Consider the following 15585-nt stretch of genomic DNA (forward strand, 5'->3'; position numbering starts at 1 on the left):
ACGGGTCTAGAGAGCCACCGGGCTGCGCGGGACGGCGCTGTCCCGTTGTCGCGTCCGAACGCCCGACCCGTCGCCAGGCCGGTCGGCGACCTTGCCTCCCTCCGGCCGCCACGCCATCGCGCGAACCCGGCCGAGCCTTGGAAAGCGAGACATGTTCCCCATGCCGACCCTTCCTGCCGTCCGCACGCCGCGTCGCCGCGCGCCCTCGCGCGGCACCCCCGAGGCGGTCGCATGAGCCTCGGCAAGCGCATCATCCGGCATCCGGCCGTGCAGGCGGCGCTCGGACGGCTCGCCGCCAGCTACCTCACGCTGGTGCGCCGAACCAACCGCTTCACCGTGGAGCCGGCGAACGCCGACCCCTGGCTCGACGCGATGTCCCCCTTCGTCGCCGGGATGTGGCACGGCCAGCACATCATGGTGTCCTTCGCCGGGAGGCCGGTGGACCGGGTCGCCACGATCATCTCGAAGAACCCAGACGGCAACATCAACACCATCGCCCTGGAGCGGATGGGCGTGCGGGTGATCCGTGCCTCCGGCGCCCGCGGCCGGGTGGTCAAGGACGCCAAGGCCAAGGGCGGCGCCGAGGGGCTGCGCGCGATGATGCGGGCCCTGAAGAACGGCGAGATCGTCGCCTTCAGCGCCGACGTGCCCAAGATCTCGCGCCGGGCCGACGCCGGCATCCTCACCCTGGCGCGCTTCTCCGGCCGGCCGATCGTGCCGGTGGCGGTGGTGACGAGCCGGCACATCCGCTTCGGAAGCTGGGACCGCGCCTGCCTCGGGCTGCCGTTCGGCCGCGGCGCTGTGGTCTTCGGCGAGGCGATCCGCGTGCCGCGCGACCCCGACCCGGAGACGTTCGAGGCCCTGCGCGTCCGCCTGGAGGCCGAGATGAACCGGGTGCACGACCGGGCCTACACCCTCGTCGGGCGGCTCGACCGCGTCGGGGACAACTGGCTCGGGCGTGCGCCCCGCGCCGAGGCGGCATGACGGTGACGGCATGAGGGCACCGCCGCTCACCCTGGCCCTCAAGGCCTATCACGGCGGCCTGTGGCTCGGCGAGCCGGCGGTGGCCGGCCTGCTGGCGTGGCGGGCGCGCAAGGGCAAGGAGGACCCGACCCGCTTGGCCGAGCGCCGCGGCCTGCCCGGGCGGGCGCGGCCCGTGGGCTCGCTGGTCTGGATGCACGGGGCGTCGGTGGGCGAGTCGCTCTCGCTGGTCGGCCTCGTCGAGGGAATGATCGCCCGCGGCTTCTCGGTGCTGGTCACCACCGGCACCCGCAGCGCCGCCGACCTGATCGGCGCGCGCCTGCCGGCGGGCGCCGTACACCAGTACATGCCCCTCGATGCGCCGCGCTGGGTCGCGCGCTTCCTCGACCATTGGCAGCCCGACCTCGCCCTGGTCGCCGAATCCGAGATCTGGCCCAACACCGTGGTGGCGCTGCATGCCCGCGCCATCCCCTTGCTGCTCGTCAACGGACGGATGTCGGAGCAGTCGTTCGCCGGCTGGGCGCGCGCGCCGCGCACGGCCAAGGCGCTGCTGGCGAGGATCGCGATCTGCCTTGCGCAGACGCGCGACGACGCCGAGCGCTTCGTGCGCCTCGGCGCGCCGCGGGTGAGCGTGGCCGGGAACCTCAAGTACGATGCCGCGGTGCAGCCGGCCGACCGGCAGCAGGTGGCCTATCTCGGGGACATGATCGGCGACCGCCCGGTCTGGGTCGCAGCGAGCACCCATCCGGGCGAGGACGCGGCGGCGGCCGAGGCGCATGCGGCGCTGAAAGACCGGTTCCCGCGGCTCCTGACCATCGTCGCCCCGCGCCACCCCTATCGCGGTGGCGACGTGGCGGCCTGCGCGACGGCTCAAGGGCTGCGCAGCGCGCGCCGCTCGGCCGGCGGGCGCCCGCACCCGTCGGTCGACCTCTACGTCGCCGACACGATCGGCGAGCTCGGCCTGTTCTACCGCCTGAGCCCGCTGGTGTTCCTCGGCGGCTCGCTGGTGCCGCATGGCGGCCAGAACCCGATCGAGCCGGTGCGCCTCGACGCCGCCGTGCTCCACGGCCCGCATACGGAAAACTTCACCGAGGTCTACCGCGCGCTCGATGCCGGCGGCGGCGCCGCCGCGGTCGCCGACGCGGCCGAGCTGGCCGCGACGCTCGCCGACCTCATGGCCGCCCCCGACCGCATCACCGCGATGACCCGGGCCGGACAGCGCGCCCTGGTGCCGTTCGAGGGCGCGGTGGAGCGGACGCTCGCGGTGCTCGACCCCTTCATCGCGCAGATGAAGCTCGCCGCGTTCCACCAGGACTGATGCGCGCCCCCCGCTTCTGGCAAGGCGACGCGAACCATCCGGCCGCGCGCCTGCTGGCGCCCCTCGGCCGCGCCTACGGCCGCGCCGCCGGGAACCGCATGGACCGGCCCGGCGCGCGGGGCGAGTGCCCTGTCCTGTGCCTGGGCAACTTCACCCTGGGCGGTGCCGGCAAGACCCCGAGCGCGATCGCGCTCGCCGTGCTGCTGCGCGAGCTTGGGCGCACGCCCGCCTTCCTCAGCCGCGGCTACGGCGGCCGCCTGCCCGGGCCCGTCCTCGTCGATCCCGCCCGCCATGGCTGGCGCGACGTCGGCGACGAGCCGCTGCTGCTCGCCCGCCACGCGCCGACGGTCGTCGCCCGCGACCGCGTCGCCGGCGCGCGGCTCTGCGTGGCGGAGGGCGCCGACGTCGTCGTCATGGACGACGGGCTGCAGAACCCGAGCCTGGCGAAGGACCTCGCGCTCGCCGTCGTCGACGCAGGCGTCGGCGTCGGCAACGGGCTGTGCGTCCCCGCCGGCCCCTTGCGCGCCCCGCTGGCGCGGCAATGGCCGCATGTCGGCGGCCTGGTGCTGATCGGCGCGGGCCCCGCCGGCGCGGCGGTGGCGGCTGAGGCGCAGGCGCACGGCCTGCCGGTGCATCGCGCCCGGCTGGTGCCCGAGGTCGCCGCTGTCGCGGGCCGGCGCGTGCTGGCCTTCGCCGGCATCGGCCGCCCGGAGAAGTTCTTCGCCTCGCTCTGCGAGGCCGGCGCCGAGGTCGCCGCGACCCGCAGCTTTCCCGATCACCACCCCTACCGCGACGCCGACCTGGCCCGGCTGGCGGCGGAGGCCGACGGCCTCGGCGCGGAACTCGCCACCACCGAGAAGGACCGCGTTCGCCTGCCCGAAGCGTTCGCGGCGCGGGTGCGGGTGCTGCCGGTCGCGCTGCACTTCCAGACGCCCGAGACGCTGGAGATACTGGTGTCGGCGGCGCTGGACGATCCAGACGGAAGGACGTGAGGCCCTCTGCCGCCGCCTTTGGACAAGCGTGAAAGGCGATGACGACATCGCAACCGGCCGTCCTATCGCGTGTACGGTGGCGTGTTCAGGCGCGCCGGTCACGAGCCCTTCTGGTCGGAGATGCGCGATCGATGAACGTTGCGGTCCCGAACGCGCTACAGATCAAGGCGGGCGACGCGGAACGCGGCGCGATGTCTTTGCCGGGCAGGGCGGCGGCCTTTCCCGAGCTGCGATACATGGGATCGAAGAAGCGGCTGCTGCCTTGGATCCATGGCGTGCTCCAAGGCCTCGACTTCGAGACGGCGATGGATCCGTTCAGCGGCAGTGGCTCCGTCGCCTATCTGATGAAGGCCATGGGACGGCGGGTGGTCGCGACCGACTTCTTGAACGTCTCGGCGACCGTCGCAAAGGGTCTCGTCGAAAACTCGAAGTCTCGGATCGACGCCGACGCCCTCGATAGGCTTCTGTCCCGTAACGATCGAGCCGATACGTTCATAGAGCGCACCTTCACGGGGGTGTTCTTTCGTCCGGAGGACCTGCGGTTCCTGGACCGGATTTCGGCGAACCTGACCAAGCTCGAATGCGATCACCAACGTGCTCTCGCGGTCTCGGCTCTCGTCCGATCGTGCCTCAAGAAGCAGCCGCGCGGCGTCTTCACGATCTCGGGCGATCCGGCGCGCTACGACGATGGCCGACGCGATCTGCGCTTGAGCATCGAACAGCATTTTCTCGAACAGGTCGCCGTCTACAACGAAGCCGTCTTCTCCAACGCTTTCGAAAACCGGGCGCTCAGATGCGACGTGTTCGACGCCGACGCGCAAGGAATCGATCTCGTCTACCTCGATCCGCCATACGTTCCACGTGCGGATGATAATTGCTACATCAAGCGCTACCCCTTCGTGGAAGGACTTTCCGTTTATTGGAAAGATCTCGACATCATGGAGGGTACGAAGGTCAAAAAAATCGCCAAGCGCTATACGCCTTTCAGCTATCGATCCCAGTCCGAAGATGCCTTCGATCGGATGTTCGCCCGCTTCAGGCGGCAGACTATCGTGATGAGCTACAGCTCGAATGGTTTTCCCGATCTGGAGCAGTTGACGATATTGTTGAGGAAATACAAGCGCAACGTCGAGGTCTATACGCGCCCTCATCGGTACCACTTCGGCACCCACGTCGCCGTTAAGCGGGCGTCCGTCGATGAGTATCTGATCGTGGGGCGCTGATGCGTGTCGTCGATCAGGGGGCCGAAGAGATCGCCGAAGCCCTCGGTTCGCTCGATGTGGACTGGATGGATGCCACGGCCGGCAACGTCATCGCCAAGCTGACGGCGTTCGGCGTGAAGGAGGCATACGGCCGGGCCGATGTGGCTGCGCTTCTCGACGACCACTTCGACGAGGGGCTTTTGTGTTGCAGGCTGTTCCTCGGCCTCTCGAAGGACCAGTCCGAGGCGCTTCTCCGCGAGGCGCTCGGCAAGGGCGGTATCGGGGTGACGCGCTATCAAACGGATCGGGCGGCGTTCCTGTCTGGGCAGAAGCGGGGGCGCGGCCTCGAAGACTTCGCAGAAGCCATCGTGAGAGAGGTATTCGGGGAAGGGGCCTACGAACTGCGATGCACGTTCACGGGCGTCGGCGGCAAGATCGCGAAATGCGACATCTCCATCCCCGGCCGGACCCGTCCGCTCATCCTCATCGAGGCCAAGGCCTACGGCGCGACCGGTTCGAAGTTGACGGACATCCTGGGCCATCTCGACGCCATCATCGAGGCGAAACGCCGAGATGCCGCGTTGCTGGTCATGACCGACGGCACGACCTGGAAAGCCAGGATGGCGGACATGGCCAAGATCGTCGCGCGTCAGAACGATGGTCGCATTCTCAGAATCTACACGATGCAGATGCGCGATCAGTTCCTCGCGGATCTCACGACTCTCAAAGCCGAGTTCGGTTTATAGGATTGCGAGAGGCGACGGGCAGGCTCGCTGCGGCGCCCGGCGAAGGATTGCGCCGCGTTGCCATCCGGCCCCAAGCCCGCTATAGGCGCTCCACGCCCGCCAGACACCCTTGGAGGCACGGGCGCGTGGGGTTTCGGTTCGGCCGTCCGTCTCGGGCGGCCTTCGTCGTTTCCCCGACCATTCATCAATCAAAGGATCACGCCATGAGCGCAGTCAAGACGCTTGAGGCCGTGGCACGCGACCGGGTCGGCAAGGGGGCCGCCCGGGCCGTTCGTCGCCAGGGCCAGGTTCCCGCCGTCGTGTACGGGGGAGGCCAGCCGCCGCAGTCGATCGCCATCGACCTCATCCGCACCCGCACCCTGATCTACGCCGGCGGCTTCAAGACGACGCTGTTCGAGATCAACGCCGGCGGCAAGAAGACCCGCGCGATCCCGCGCGACTTCCAGCTCGACCCGGTCAGCGGCGTGCCGATGCATGTCGACTTCCTGCGCGTGGTCGCCGGCCAAACCGTCACCGTCGAGGTGCCGGTGCACTTCCACAACGAGGACGCGGCCCCGGGCATCAAGCAGCAGGGCGGCACCCTCAACATCTCGCTGCACACCTTGGCCGTCGAGGTCGCCCCCGACCAGATCCCCGACGGGATCGAGATCGACCTCACCGGCCGCCAGATCGGCGACGTGATCCACGTCTCCGACGTCACATTGCCGGCCGGCGTCGTCTACACCGGCGAAGCCACCGACCCGATCGCCAACGTCGTGCCGCCGACCGTGCTCGGCGCCGAGGTCGAGGCCGAGGAGGCCGCGATTGCCGAGGCGCAGTCGGCGGAAGCCGAGGCCGAGAAGGTCGAAGCCGAGGCCGAAGAGGCCGAGGCCGCTGCCGAAGCCTCCGAGGAGAAGAAGGAGGACTGAGCCCTTCGCGGCTCGATCCTCCCGCACCGCCCTCGTGGTGGTGCGGCTTCGAAACGATGCCCCGGCCGCGAGGCCGGGGCGTTCTTGTTTTGGAAGGCCGGAGTCCGTCGCCATGCGACTCATCGTAGGCCTGGGCAATCCGGGCAAAGCCTACGCGCGCAACCGCCACAACATCGGGTTCCTCGCGATCGACGAGATCGCGCGGGTCCACCGGGCGAGCCCGTTCCGGCGACGCTTCCAGGGCGAGGCCGCCGAGGTCTCGTTCGGGGCCGAGCGCGCGATCCTCCTGAAGCCGCAGACCTTCATGAACGAGTCCGGCCGCTCGGTCGCCGAGGCGCAGCGCTTCTACAAGATCGCGCTGTCCGACGTGATCGTATGCCACGACGAGCTCGACCTCGCCGCGGCCAAGATCCGGGTGAAGCTCGGCGGGGGGAACGCCGGGCACAACGGCCTGCGCTCGATCACCGCCCAATGCGGCAACGACTATCGCCGCGTCCGGCTCGGCATCGGGCACCCCGGCGACAAGGCCCTGGTGCACGCCTACGTGCTCAACGATTTCGCGAAGTCCGAGGAGCCCTGGGTCGAGGACCTGTGCCGGGCGGTCGCCGACGAGATCGCGCTGCTCGCGGCGAACGAGAACGAGAGCTTCCAGAACAAGGTCCACCTCGCCATGGTCGGCCGTGGCTGGGCCGACGTGAAGCGGCCGGGCGAGAAGGCCGCCAAGAATTGACACGAAAACACGAGGACACGATATCGAAGGCCTTGGAGGCCGTCCGATGAAGAACCTCACCATCACCCTCGACGAGGACCTGTTTTCCTGGGCGCGCGTGGAAGCGGCCAAGCAGGGCCAAAGCCTGTCCCGCTTCGTCGCCCAGGCGCTGGCAGACCGCCGGGCGCCCGAGCTTGCGCACCAGCTTGCGATCCTCGAGGACTTCTTCGAGGGACCCGGATGGCCCGGCATCGCCGAGAACCTCCCCACGCGCGACGAGATCTATGACAGGTCGGCTCTTCTTCGACACGAACATCCTGATCTACGCCCTGGATCCGAAGGATCCGGCGAAGCGGTCGATGAGTATGGAGGTGATCACGAAGGCTCTGACGCAGGGACGTCTGGTCGTCAGCCCGCAAATTCTGAACGAATGCGTCTGGGTCGCGGCCTATAGGAAGAAGCTCGTTCCTCCGGCCGACATCGAGCGCTACCTGTCCGCATTCCACCATGCCTGCACCGCCCCGCTCGACGTTGAGACCCACCGTCTGGCGATTCGCGTGTCTGCTAAGCACCGCCTGTCTTGGTGGGACAGCATCGCCCTCGCTTCGGCGCTTCAGGCTCGCTGCCAGGCCTACGTCTCTGAAGATATGCGGGACGGCCAAGCCGTCGAGTCCCTGACGATCATCAATCCCTTCGGGCCTCGCGCCCGCGCCACCCTGGCGCTCACCTAACGGACCTGACCCCATGGGCTTCAAATGCGGCATCGTCGGCCTGCCGAACGTCGGCAAGTCGACCCTCTTCAACGCGCTGACGCAGACGGCGGCGGCGCAGGCCGCGAACTATCCGTTCTGCACCATCGAGCCGAACGTCGGCGACGTGGCGGTGCCCGACCCGCGCCTCGACGACCTGGCGCGGATCGCCTCGTCGAAGGAGATCATCCCGACGCGGCTGACCTTCGTCGACATCGCTGGCCTCGTGCGCGGCGCCTCGAAGGGCGAGGGCCTCGGCAACCAGTTCCTCGCCAACATCCGCGAATGCGACGCCATCGCCCACGTGGTCCGCTGCTTCGACGACGGCGACGTCACCCACGTGGAGGGCAAGGTCGACCCAGGCGCCGACATCGAGACCATCGAGACCGAGCTGATGCTGGCCGACCTCGACAGCCTCGAGAAGCGCGTCGTCGCCCTGGAGAAGCGGGCTCGTGGCGCCGACAAGGAAGCCAAGGAGTTCCTCGACCTCGTCAACCGCGCCCTGCCGTACCTGCGCGAGGGCAAGCCCGCCCGCATGGTCGCCCGCAAGCCGGAGGAGGAGAAGCTGTTCCAGCAGCTCGGCCTGATGACGGCCAAGCCCGTGCTCTACGTCTGCAACGTCGACGAGGGCGACGCCGACAAGGGCAACGCCTACTCGAAGGCGGTGCAGGAGCGCGCGGCGGCCGAGGGCGCGCAGGCGGTGGTGGTCTCGGCTAAGATCGAGAGCGAGATCGCGGTGATGCCGGCCGCCGACCAGGGCGACTACCTCGAGGCGGTGGGGCTCGCCGAGCCCGGCCTGAACCGGGTGATCCGCGCCGGCTACGATCTGCTCGGGCTCATCACCTACTTCACCGTCGGCCCGAAGGAGGCCCGCGCCTGGACGATCACCAAGGGCACCCGCGCGCCGGCCGCCGCCGGCGTGATCCACACCGACTTCGAGAAGGGCTTCATCCGCGCCGAGACGATCGCGTTCTCCGACTACACCACGCTGAAGGGCGAATCGGGCGCGCGCGACGCCGGCAAGCTCCGGCTCGAGGGCAAGGAGTACCTCGTGCAGGACGGCGACGTGCTGCATTTCCGCTTCGCCAACTGACGCGCGCGGCCGCGCCGGACCACCTGCGTCCAGACGGAGACATGCCCATGTCAGGCCTCTACTTCGAGGATTTCGCCGCCGGCCAGGTTCGCGGCGGCGCGCGGCTGACGGTGAGCCGCGACGACATCGTCGCCTTCGCCCGGGAGTTCGACGCGCAGCCGTTCCACCTCGACGAGCGCGAAGCGGAGAAGACCTTCGCCGGCCGGCTGATCGCGTCGGGCTGGCACACGGCCTCCCTTGGGATGCGGCTGCTGCAGGCCGGGCCGATGGGCGGGCACTCCTCGCTCGGATCGCCCGGCGTCGCCGAGCTGCGCTGGTTGAAGCCTGTGCTGCCGGGCGATTCGCTCTCCGCCACCCTGCGCGTCGAGGAGACCCGCGCCTCGGCCTCGAAGCCGGATCGGGGCTTCGCCGTCTGCCTGCTGACCCTGGAGAACGACCGCGGCGAGGCGGTGATGACCCAGGCGTTCACGGTGATGCTGGCCCGCCGCGGGGCCGAGCCGGCGGCGCCGCGGGTCGTGGAGACCGGCGTTCCGGCCCCTCTGGTCGAGCCGGACGACGCCGAGATCGTGCCGTTCCTGAAGGACGCCGCGGTCGGCGCCACCCGCGACTTGGGCGCCTACGCCTTCTCGGCCGAGGCGATCCTGGACTTCGGCCGCGCCTACGACCCGCAGGTGTTCCACACCGATCCGGAGGCCGCCAAGGCCACGCATTTCGGCGGCCTGTGCGCCTCGGGCTGGCACACCGCCGCCGCCTACATGAAGCGGCTGCTCGCCACCCGCACCCGCGACCACGCCTTCACCGCCGCCCGCGGGCAGGCGCCGGCGACCGGCCCCTCGCCGGGTTTTCGCGACATGCGCTGGCTGAGGCCGGTCTACGCCGGCGACACCGTGCGCTACGCCACGACGCTCACCGACAAGCGCGCCTCCGCCTCCCGCCCCGGCTGGGGCCTCGCCTTCGCCGACAACGTCGGCGTCAACCAGCGCGGCGAGACGGTGTTCTCGTTCGCAAGCTCGGTGTTCTGGCAGTGGGCGCCGTAACGCGCGCGTCCGGCGCCGTCGCCTGCGTCGGGTGACGAGCGAAATCCGATAACGCGACGACCGTCCGGACGTCCCTGAAGCGATCCATCGCGAACCGCCCGGCTCGATCCGCTCGGGCGGAGAGGTGTCCGTCCGGCGGTCGGCTCGTGCGCGGGGGGAAGGCCGATGGGATCGCGCGCCGCTAGGCCTCCGGCCGGAACGGTTTGCCCGCCAGCGCCGTTCCTCGCCCCCTGCAGCACCCGTCCGACGCACCGCCAGCACAGACCGGGCCGGCCGCGACGACGGGTCGTTCGCGGCGGCGCGCCGAGGTCATCCTCCGGTGGCGATGCCGCATGCCAGTTTGCGGGATGATGAACGAAGCATATCAATTTCGTTTAACTGCTGTTCATGTCATCGATTTGCAGAATTGTGCAGAAATACCGCGGAACGGTTTTTCTATGCTGTCCGTTTATGGCCCGTACAACCGGATAAACGGAGATAATACATGTTAAAGCACGTTCGCGTCGCCGCCCTTGCGACCACCTTCGTCATCGGCGGCGCCGCCATGGCGCTCGCGCAGTCGTCCTCCACCGTGGGCACCGGCGGCTCTTCGGCGGGCGGCGGCACCAGCTCGTCGACGGTCGGCACTGGCGGCTCCTCGGCAGGATCCGGCAGCGGCTCGGGTTCGACCGTGGGCACCGGCGGCTCCTCCGCGGGCGGCGGCAAGAGCTCGTCCACGGTCGGCACCGGCGGTTCGTCGGCGGGCGCCGGCAGCGGTTCGGGGTCGACGGTCGGCACCGGCGGCTCCTCGGCCGGCAAGGGCACCAGCGGCTCCTCGATGGGCACGGGCGGTTCCTCGTCCGGCATGTCGGGCAGCGCGTCCGGTCATGACCGCGGCGGCCCCGGCAACTCCGAGAACGCACCGGGCCACAACAAGCGCTGATCCGGCTCTGGAACGGCGACATCGGGCGCGGCTCCTCGGAGCCGCGCCCTCCTCGACCTTCGCACCGCGCCTTTCATTCCCTCCCCGCCATCAAGGAGACCTGACCATGGCTCGCCTGATCCTGCCGCTTCTCGGTGGCGCCCTCGTCCTCGCCGGCGTCGCGACCGGCCAAGCCCAGACAAGCACGGTCACGACCGGCCCGAACGGCGTCTCGGGCAGCACGACGGTGACGACCGGCCCGAACGGAAAGCCGTGCAAGGTCGTGCATTCCGACGACGCGAAGAACGCCGGCACGATGTCGAGCTCGGTCACGGCCGGGGCGGACGGCGTGCGGAGCGCGACCACGGGCGGTCCTTCGGTGACCACGCGGTCCGGGAGCGGCTCGACCAGCAGCTCGGCCTCCAGCTCGAGTTCCGGCGGCACCACCATGACGACCACCGGCGCCGGCGACTGCGTCGTCACCGTCCCCAAGACCACGAAGTGAGGCTGACATGACGATCCGATTCATCGCCCCCCTCGCCGCCTTCGGGCTCCTCGTCGTCCCGGCGCTCGCCCAGACCGGGGGCAGCGCCACCGGCGGCACGGCGGGCTCGGCGGCGGCCGGCGGCACCTCCGCCTCGACCGTCGGGACCGGCGGGACTTCGACGGGAGCGAACGGCGCGACGGGCTCGTCCCTGGCCACCGGCGGCAGCGCGGCGGGCGGCAAGACGATGGACCGCTCGCACGTCAACGAGACCGGGAACGGCGGGCTCAACGGGCAATCGAAGGCGATGGCCCATGACGGCGGCACCTTCTCGAAGTCGCATACCCAGACCAAGGTTCGCGACGGCGAGGGCGTCGAGTCTCGGACGAAGACCATGTCGCACGAGCCCGGCTCCAAGCCGGTGAAGTCGACCACCACGACCGGTCGGTGACCGCCTTTCCGGCCGCGTGATCCCGATGTTTCGGCGGGCCATCCTGCCGGGACATGGCCGAAGACCGGAACCCGACGACGCCACGCGCCCGGCGTGGCGTCGTCGCTCCGTTGCGGGTCATCCCCGCCGTCCGGCCTCGCGCCGTGCCTGGGAGGGCGTGCGCCCGTACACACGCTTATAGCGTTGGCCGAAGTCGCTCATGTGCACGAAGCCCCAGCGCCGCGCGATCTCCGCGATCGGAACCGCGGCGGCGGACGCGGAGGTCAGATCCTCGTGGGTGCGCGCGAGCCGCCGCTCGGTGATGAAGGCGATCGCCGTCTGCCCAGTCCGGTTGCGGAACTGGCTCTGGAGGGAGCGAACGCTGAGCCCGGCGGCCGCGGCGATCAGCGACAGCGTGAGCGGTTGCGAAAGGTTCGCCTCGATGAAGTCGAGCGCGATGGTGAAGCGCGAGGCCGTGGCGTCGGTCGTCGCAATCGTCGCCACGCCCGCGCGCCTGGGCCAGACAGACAGGAGCTGGTAGCTGAGGATCTCCTGGACCAGCGGGAAGGCGATGTCGCCGCCGCGACCCGCCTCCTGCCCGCGGCGCTGCACCTGCCGCATCATCAAGAACAGGGCGATCATGCCCGGCGTGGCGACGTCTGCGATCGGGGCGAAGGCCGGAAGAGCCGGCTGTCCGCCCGTGAGCGCGGCGTTGGCCGCCGAGAGCGCTTCGAGCGTGATCGTTCCGTTGATCGCGCTGAAGGCCGGCGAGGCCTGGATCTCGCTGACGTCCTCGAAGTCGACCAGGGTCGCGTATTTTGGCGTACCTTGCGTCTTGCCCGACTGGTTGCGGTAGATGATGTGCCCGTTCGCGATGAAGCGGACCGTCAGGATGTCGACGGCGACCCGCGGCTTGGTGATGAAGCCGCTGGAGGAGCGCGTCTCCCACAGGCACAAGGTGCTGCTCTTGTTGCCGGCCATCTCGATGTCGGGCTTCACCGAGCGGAGTACGTCGAAGTTGATCGCGAAGCTGCTCAGGTCGTTGAACGTCTGAAGCTGACGCGCGGACGCGATGCGGGCCGCGAACTCGCTCTGGGGAACCCACGCGGCTTGGCGGTTCGAAGTCCGGGCCGTCATCGTCTCAACCTGAAGTTCATGCCGTCGATCCGGCTTCGATCGCGTCGGCCTTCATGGCATTTCGTGGCCGCGTCGGCCAAGCTCCCACACCCGCGCACGCCCCCGCGGAGATTGCGGTCCCAGTGCCTCAGGTCCCGCCCCTTTGCGCCCGGTGGTGCAGCAGGTTGACGATCAGCGCGGCCCAGCCGGTCTGGTGCGAGGCGCCGAGGCCCCGGCCGGTGTCGCCGTCGAAGAACTCGTGGAACAGCAGGGCCTCCTCGGCGCCGTCCGCCGGGGGGATCGGCACGCGGTCGCCGTCCGTGGGGCGGCGGCCGTCCGCGCCGCGGGTGAACAGGTCGATCAGCCGCTCCTGCAGCGCGTCGGCGATGGCGGCCAGCGTGTGCATCGCGCCGGAGCCGGTCGGGAACTCCACCAGGAAGTCGGCGCCGTAATAGGAGTGGAACCGGCGCAGGGCCTCGATGATCAGGTAGTTCGTCGGCATCCAGACCGGCCCGCGCCAGTTCGAGTTGCCGCCGAACATGTTCGAGGTCGAGTCGGCCGGGTCGTAGCGCACCGTGAACGAGGCGCCGAACTCGTTGAGCACGTAGGGCTGGTCGCGGTGCGCCTTCGAGAGCGAGCGCACGCCAAAGGGCGAAAGGAACTCGGCCTCGTCGAGCATCCGCCGCAGCAACGCCTTCATCCGGTGGCCGCGCAGGAGCGAGAGCAGCTTGCGGTCGCCGACGCCGCCCTCGTCCCAGCGCGAGACCAGGCAGGCGAGGTGCGGGCGGTTCTCCAGGAGCCAGTTGAGCCGCCGGGCGAAGTCCGGCAGGCGCTGGAGCACGAAGGGCTCGATCACCTCCACCGCGAACAGCGGCACGAGGCCGACCATGGAGCGGACGCGCAACGGCAGCATCCCGCCGCCGGGCATGTCGACCTCGTCGTAGTAGAACTCGTCCTCCTCGTCCCACAGGCCGAAGCCCTCGCCGCCCATGTCGGTCATCGCCTCGGCGATGAGCAGGAAGTGCTCGAAGAACTTCGACGCTGTGCTTTCGTAGACGTCGTTGTGGAGCGCGAGCTCGAGGGCGATGCGCATCATGTTGAGCGCGTACATCGCCATCCAGGCGGTGCCGTCGGCCTGGTGCACCATGCCGAAGCCGGGGGGCGGGCGCGAGCGGTCGAACACGCCGACGTTGTCGAGCCCGAGGAAGCCGCCCTGGAACACGTTGCGGCCGCCGGCGTCCTTGCGGTTCACCCACCAGGTGAAGTTGATCAGGAGTTTGTGGAACACGCCCTCGAGGAAGGCGAGGTCGCCCCGGCCGCCGCGGCGGTCGCGGTCGATCTCGAACACCCGGTAGGTCGCCCAGGCGTGGACCGGCGGGTTGGTGTCGGAGAACTCCCATTCGTAGGCCGGGAGCTGGCCGTTGGGGTGCATGTACCATTCGCGCGTCAGCAGCAGGAGCTGCTTCTTGGCGAAGTCCGGGTCGAGCAGCGCCAGCGGCAGGCAGTGGAAGGCGAGGTCCCAGGCGGCGAACCACGGGTACTCCCACTTGTCGGGCATCGAGAGCACGTCGGAGGCGGCGAAGTGGCGCCATTGGGTGTTGCGACCGCCGTCGCGCTCCCGCGGCGGCACCGGCTGGGCCGGATCGCCCTGCAGCCAGCGCCGCACGTCGTAGGCATAGAGCTGCTTCGACCAGATCAGGCCGGCCGACGCCTGCCGGAAGATGGTGCGGGCTTCCGCGTCCGCGATCCCGTCCTGCAGGTCGTCGTAGAAGGCGTCGGCTTCGGCGATGCGCCGTGTGCGGATCGCATCGTCCGCGTCGAGCGGGCGCGCCCGCGTCCCGGCTGACAGCCGCAGGCGTACCCGGCGGGTCTCGCCGGGCTCGAGGCGCAGGGCGTAGTGCAGGCCGAGCTTGGTCCCCGCGTCCCGGCGCACCGCCGAGGCGTCGCCCTCGACGATCGCCGCGTGCAGCCCGTCCTTGAACGGGCCTTCGGCGTCCGGCTGCCCCGCGTGCCGGCGCAGGTTGGTGTCGTTCTCGCAGAACAGCAACGCGGGCCCGCCCTCGAAGGCCAGCCGGTAGCGCCCGAGCCGCGGGTGCTCGCAGGCGACCCCGCCCTCGGGGTGGCGCCCGATCCACGGACGCGGCTGCGCCCCGTCCTCCCGCCAGGACCAGGTGTTGCGGAACCAGAGCTGCGGCACGAGGTGGAGGTCGGCCGCCTCCGGCCCGCGGTTCGTCGCCGTGATCGCGACGTGGACGTCGTCGACGTCCGCCTTGGCGTATTCCACCGTCACGTCGAAGAAGCGCGCCCCCTCGAACAGGCCGGTCTCCTCGATCTCGTATTCGGGAACCTCGCGGCTGCGCTGCAGACCCTCGCGCACGAGGTCCTCGTAGGGGTAGGCGCCTTGCGGATAGCGGTAGAGGAACTTGAGGTAGGCGTGGCTCGGGACCGCGTCGAGGTAGTGGTAGACTTCCTTCACGTCCTCGCCGTGGTTGCCCTGCTCGTTGGTGAGGCCGAACAAGCGCTCCTTCAGGATGCGGTCGCGCCCGTTCCACAAGGCCAGCCCGAGGCAGAGCTGCCCGCGCTCGTCGCAGATGCCGGCCAGGCCGTCCTCGCCCCAGCGATAGGCGCGCGAGCGGGCCTCCTCGTGGGTGAGCGAGCGCCACGCGTTGCCGTCGCGGCTGTAATCCTCGCGCACGGTGCCCCATTGCCGCTCGCTCAGATACGGCCCCCACAGCGACCACGCCCGCTCGCCGCGCGCCTGCTCGGCGATGCGGCGCCGCTCCGCCCAGGCGATCGCCTCGTTCATGCGCGGGTCCCGCGGCCGAGGATCGCCGCGGCGGGGGTGGAGGAGGGCAGGGGAACGGTCATGGCATCCCAAGGGGCCGAAGGGTCGACGCCTCGTGCGATGCATCATCAGCG

At 69.9% G+C, this 15585-nt stretch carries 15 protein-coding genes; 13 read left to right on the plus strand and 2 right to left on the minus strand.

All coding sequences use genetic code 11. From position 1 onward, the window contains the following. Positions 1-231: 231 nt before the first annotated feature. From FV234_RS02460 to FV234_RS02520, 13 genes are all read left to right on the plus strand, one after another. Positions 232-984, plus strand: a complete 753-nt coding sequence (locus FV234_RS02460) for a lysophospholipid acyltransferase family protein (protein WP_147762461.1) — start codon at positions 232-234, stop codon at positions 982-984. 10 nt (positions 985-994) lie between these two features. Further along, the gene (locus tag FV234_RS02465) at positions 995-2299 is read left to right on the plus strand and encodes a 3-deoxy-D-manno-octulosonic acid transferase (protein WP_147762462.1); all 1305 of its coding nucleotides are present in this window, start codon (positions 995-997) and stop codon (positions 2297-2299) included. Further along, positions 2299-3291, plus strand: a complete 993-nt coding sequence (gene lpxK / locus FV234_RS02470; RefSeq protein WP_147827981.1) for a tetraacyldisaccharide 4'-kinase — start codon at positions 2299-2301, stop codon at positions 3289-3291. Before FV234_RS02465 ends, lpxK begins: the two co-directional genes overlap by 1 nt. 131 nt (positions 3292-3422) lie before the next feature. Continuing rightward, complete coding sequence (locus tag FV234_RS02475; RefSeq protein ID WP_246686105.1) at positions 3423-4514, plus strand: DNA adenine methylase; 1092 nt, start codon at positions 3423-3425, stop codon at positions 4512-4514. Then, positions 4514-5239 carry a hypothetical protein gene (locus FV234_RS02480; RefSeq protein ID WP_147827982.1) on the plus strand — a complete coding sequence of 242 codons (726 nt, stop codon included), beginning with the start codon at positions 4514-4516 and terminating at the stop codon, positions 5237-5239. The genes FV234_RS02475 and FV234_RS02480 overlap by 1 nt, the downstream gene beginning before the upstream one ends. Before the next feature lie 203 nt (positions 5240-5442). Next, positions 5443-6147: a 50S ribosomal protein L25/general stress protein Ctc gene (locus FV234_RS02485; protein ID WP_147750701.1), complete on the plus strand. Its 705-nt coding sequence runs from the start codon at positions 5443-5445 to the stop codon at positions 6145-6147. A gap of 112 nt (positions 6148-6259) precedes the next feature. Further along, positions 6260-6877 (plus strand): aminoacyl-tRNA hydrolase, encoded by a 618-nt coding sequence (gene pth / locus FV234_RS02490; RefSeq protein WP_147750702.1) that lies wholly within the window; start codon positions 6260-6262, stop codon positions 6875-6877. Between the two features lie 263 nt (positions 6878-7140). Next, positions 7141-7587: a PIN domain-containing protein gene (locus tag FV234_RS02495; RefSeq protein ID WP_147762465.1), complete on the plus strand. Its 447-nt coding sequence runs from the start codon at positions 7141-7143 to the stop codon at positions 7585-7587. 13 nt (positions 7588-7600) lie between these two features. Then, positions 7601-8698, plus strand: a complete 1098-nt coding sequence (gene ychF, locus FV234_RS02500; RefSeq protein WP_147750704.1) for a redox-regulated ATPase YchF — start codon at positions 7601-7603, stop codon at positions 8696-8698. 47 nt (positions 8699-8745) lie between these two features. Beyond that, entirely contained in the window at positions 8746-9735 is a 990-nt protein-coding gene (locus FV234_RS02505) for a MaoC family dehydratase (RefSeq protein WP_147762466.1), read from the plus strand. Positions 9736-10219: 484 nt separating this feature from the next. Continuing rightward, positions 10220-10657, plus strand: coding sequence for a hypothetical protein (locus FV234_RS02510; RefSeq protein WP_147750706.1), 438 nt, complete (start codon positions 10220-10222; stop codon positions 10655-10657). Positions 10658-10763: 106 nt separating this feature from the next. Next, positions 10764-11141, plus strand: a complete 378-nt coding sequence (locus FV234_RS02515; protein WP_147762467.1) for a glycosyl hydrolase — start codon at positions 10764-10766, stop codon at positions 11139-11141. Positions 11142-11148: 7 nt separating this feature from the next. Next, positions 11149-11571 carry a hypothetical protein gene (locus FV234_RS02520; RefSeq protein WP_147750708.1) on the plus strand — a complete coding sequence of 141 codons (423 nt, stop codon included), beginning with the start codon at positions 11149-11151 and terminating at the stop codon, positions 11569-11571. A gap of 117 nt (positions 11572-11688) precedes the next feature. Here the strand turns inward: FV234_RS02520 and FV234_RS02525 are convergent, their stop codons facing one another. Next, the gene (locus FV234_RS02525) at positions 11689-12687 is read right to left on the minus strand and encodes a helix-turn-helix domain-containing protein (protein ID WP_147827983.1); all 999 of its coding nucleotides are present in this window, start codon (positions 12685-12687) and stop codon (positions 11689-11691) included. A 127-nt stretch (positions 12688-12814) separates the two neighbouring features. Then, entirely contained in the window at positions 12815-15472 is a 2658-nt protein-coding gene (locus FV234_RS02530; RefSeq protein WP_147827984.1) for a glucosidase, read from the minus strand. Between the last annotated feature and the right edge of the window lie 113 nt (positions 15473-15585).

This window comes from Methylobacterium sp. WL8, assembly GCF_008040045.1.
GTDB classification, from domain to species: Bacteria; Pseudomonadota; Alphaproteobacteria; order Rhizobiales; family Beijerinckiaceae; genus Methylobacterium; species Methylobacterium cerastii.

What these genes read in the sequence shown, in the direction of transcription:
- FV234_RS02525 (WP_147827983.1), bottom strand. Translation starts at nt 12,687, where the DNA reads ATGACGGCCCGGACTTCGAACCGCCAAGCCGCGTGGGTTCCCCAGAGC.
- FV234_RS02530 (WP_147827984.1), bottom strand. Translation starts at nt 15,472, where the DNA reads ATGAACGAGGCGATCGCCTGGGCGGAGCGGCGCCGCATCGCCGAGCAG.
- lpxK (WP_147827981.1), top strand. Translation starts at nt 2,299, where the DNA reads ATGCGCGCCCCCCGCTTCTGGCAAGGCGACGCGAACCATCCGGCCGCG.
- FV234_RS02510 (WP_147750706.1), top strand. Translation starts at nt 10,220, where the DNA reads ATGTTAAAGCACGTTCGCGTCGCCGCCCTTGCGACCACCTTCGTCATC.
- FV234_RS02505 (WP_147762466.1), top strand. Translation starts at nt 8,746, where the DNA reads ATGTCAGGCCTCTACTTCGAGGATTTCGCCGCCGGCCAGGTTCGCGGC.
- FV234_RS02495 (WP_147762465.1), top strand. Translation starts at nt 7,141, where the DNA reads ATGACAGGTCGGCTCTTCTTCGACACGAACATCCTGATCTACGCCCTG.
- FV234_RS02465 (WP_147762462.1), top strand. Translation starts at nt 995, where the DNA reads ATGAGGGCACCGCCGCTCACCCTGGCCCTCAAGGCCTATCACGGCGGC.
- FV234_RS02515 (WP_147762467.1), top strand. Translation starts at nt 10,764, where the DNA reads ATGGCTCGCCTGATCCTGCCGCTTCTCGGTGGCGCCCTCGTCCTCGCC.
- FV234_RS02480 (WP_147827982.1), top strand. Translation starts at nt 4,514, where the DNA reads ATGCGTGTCGTCGATCAGGGGGCCGAAGAGATCGCCGAAGCCCTCGGT.
- ychF (WP_147750704.1), top strand. Translation starts at nt 7,601, where the DNA reads ATGGGCTTCAAATGCGGCATCGTCGGCCTGCCGAACGTCGGCAAGTCG.
- pth (WP_147750702.1), top strand. Translation starts at nt 6,260, where the DNA reads ATGCGACTCATCGTAGGCCTGGGCAATCCGGGCAAAGCCTACGCGCGC.
- FV234_RS02485 (WP_147750701.1), top strand. Translation starts at nt 5,443, where the DNA reads ATGAGCGCAGTCAAGACGCTTGAGGCCGTGGCACGCGACCGGGTCGGC.
- FV234_RS02475 (WP_246686105.1), top strand. Translation starts at nt 3,423, where the DNA reads ATGAACGTTGCGGTCCCGAACGCGCTACAGATCAAGGCGGGCGACGCG.
- FV234_RS02520 (WP_147750708.1), top strand. Translation starts at nt 11,149, where the DNA reads ATGACGATCCGATTCATCGCCCCCCTCGCCGCCTTCGGGCTCCTCGTC.
- FV234_RS02460 (WP_147762461.1), top strand. Translation starts at nt 232, where the DNA reads ATGAGCCTCGGCAAGCGCATCATCCGGCATCCGGCCGTGCAGGCGGCG.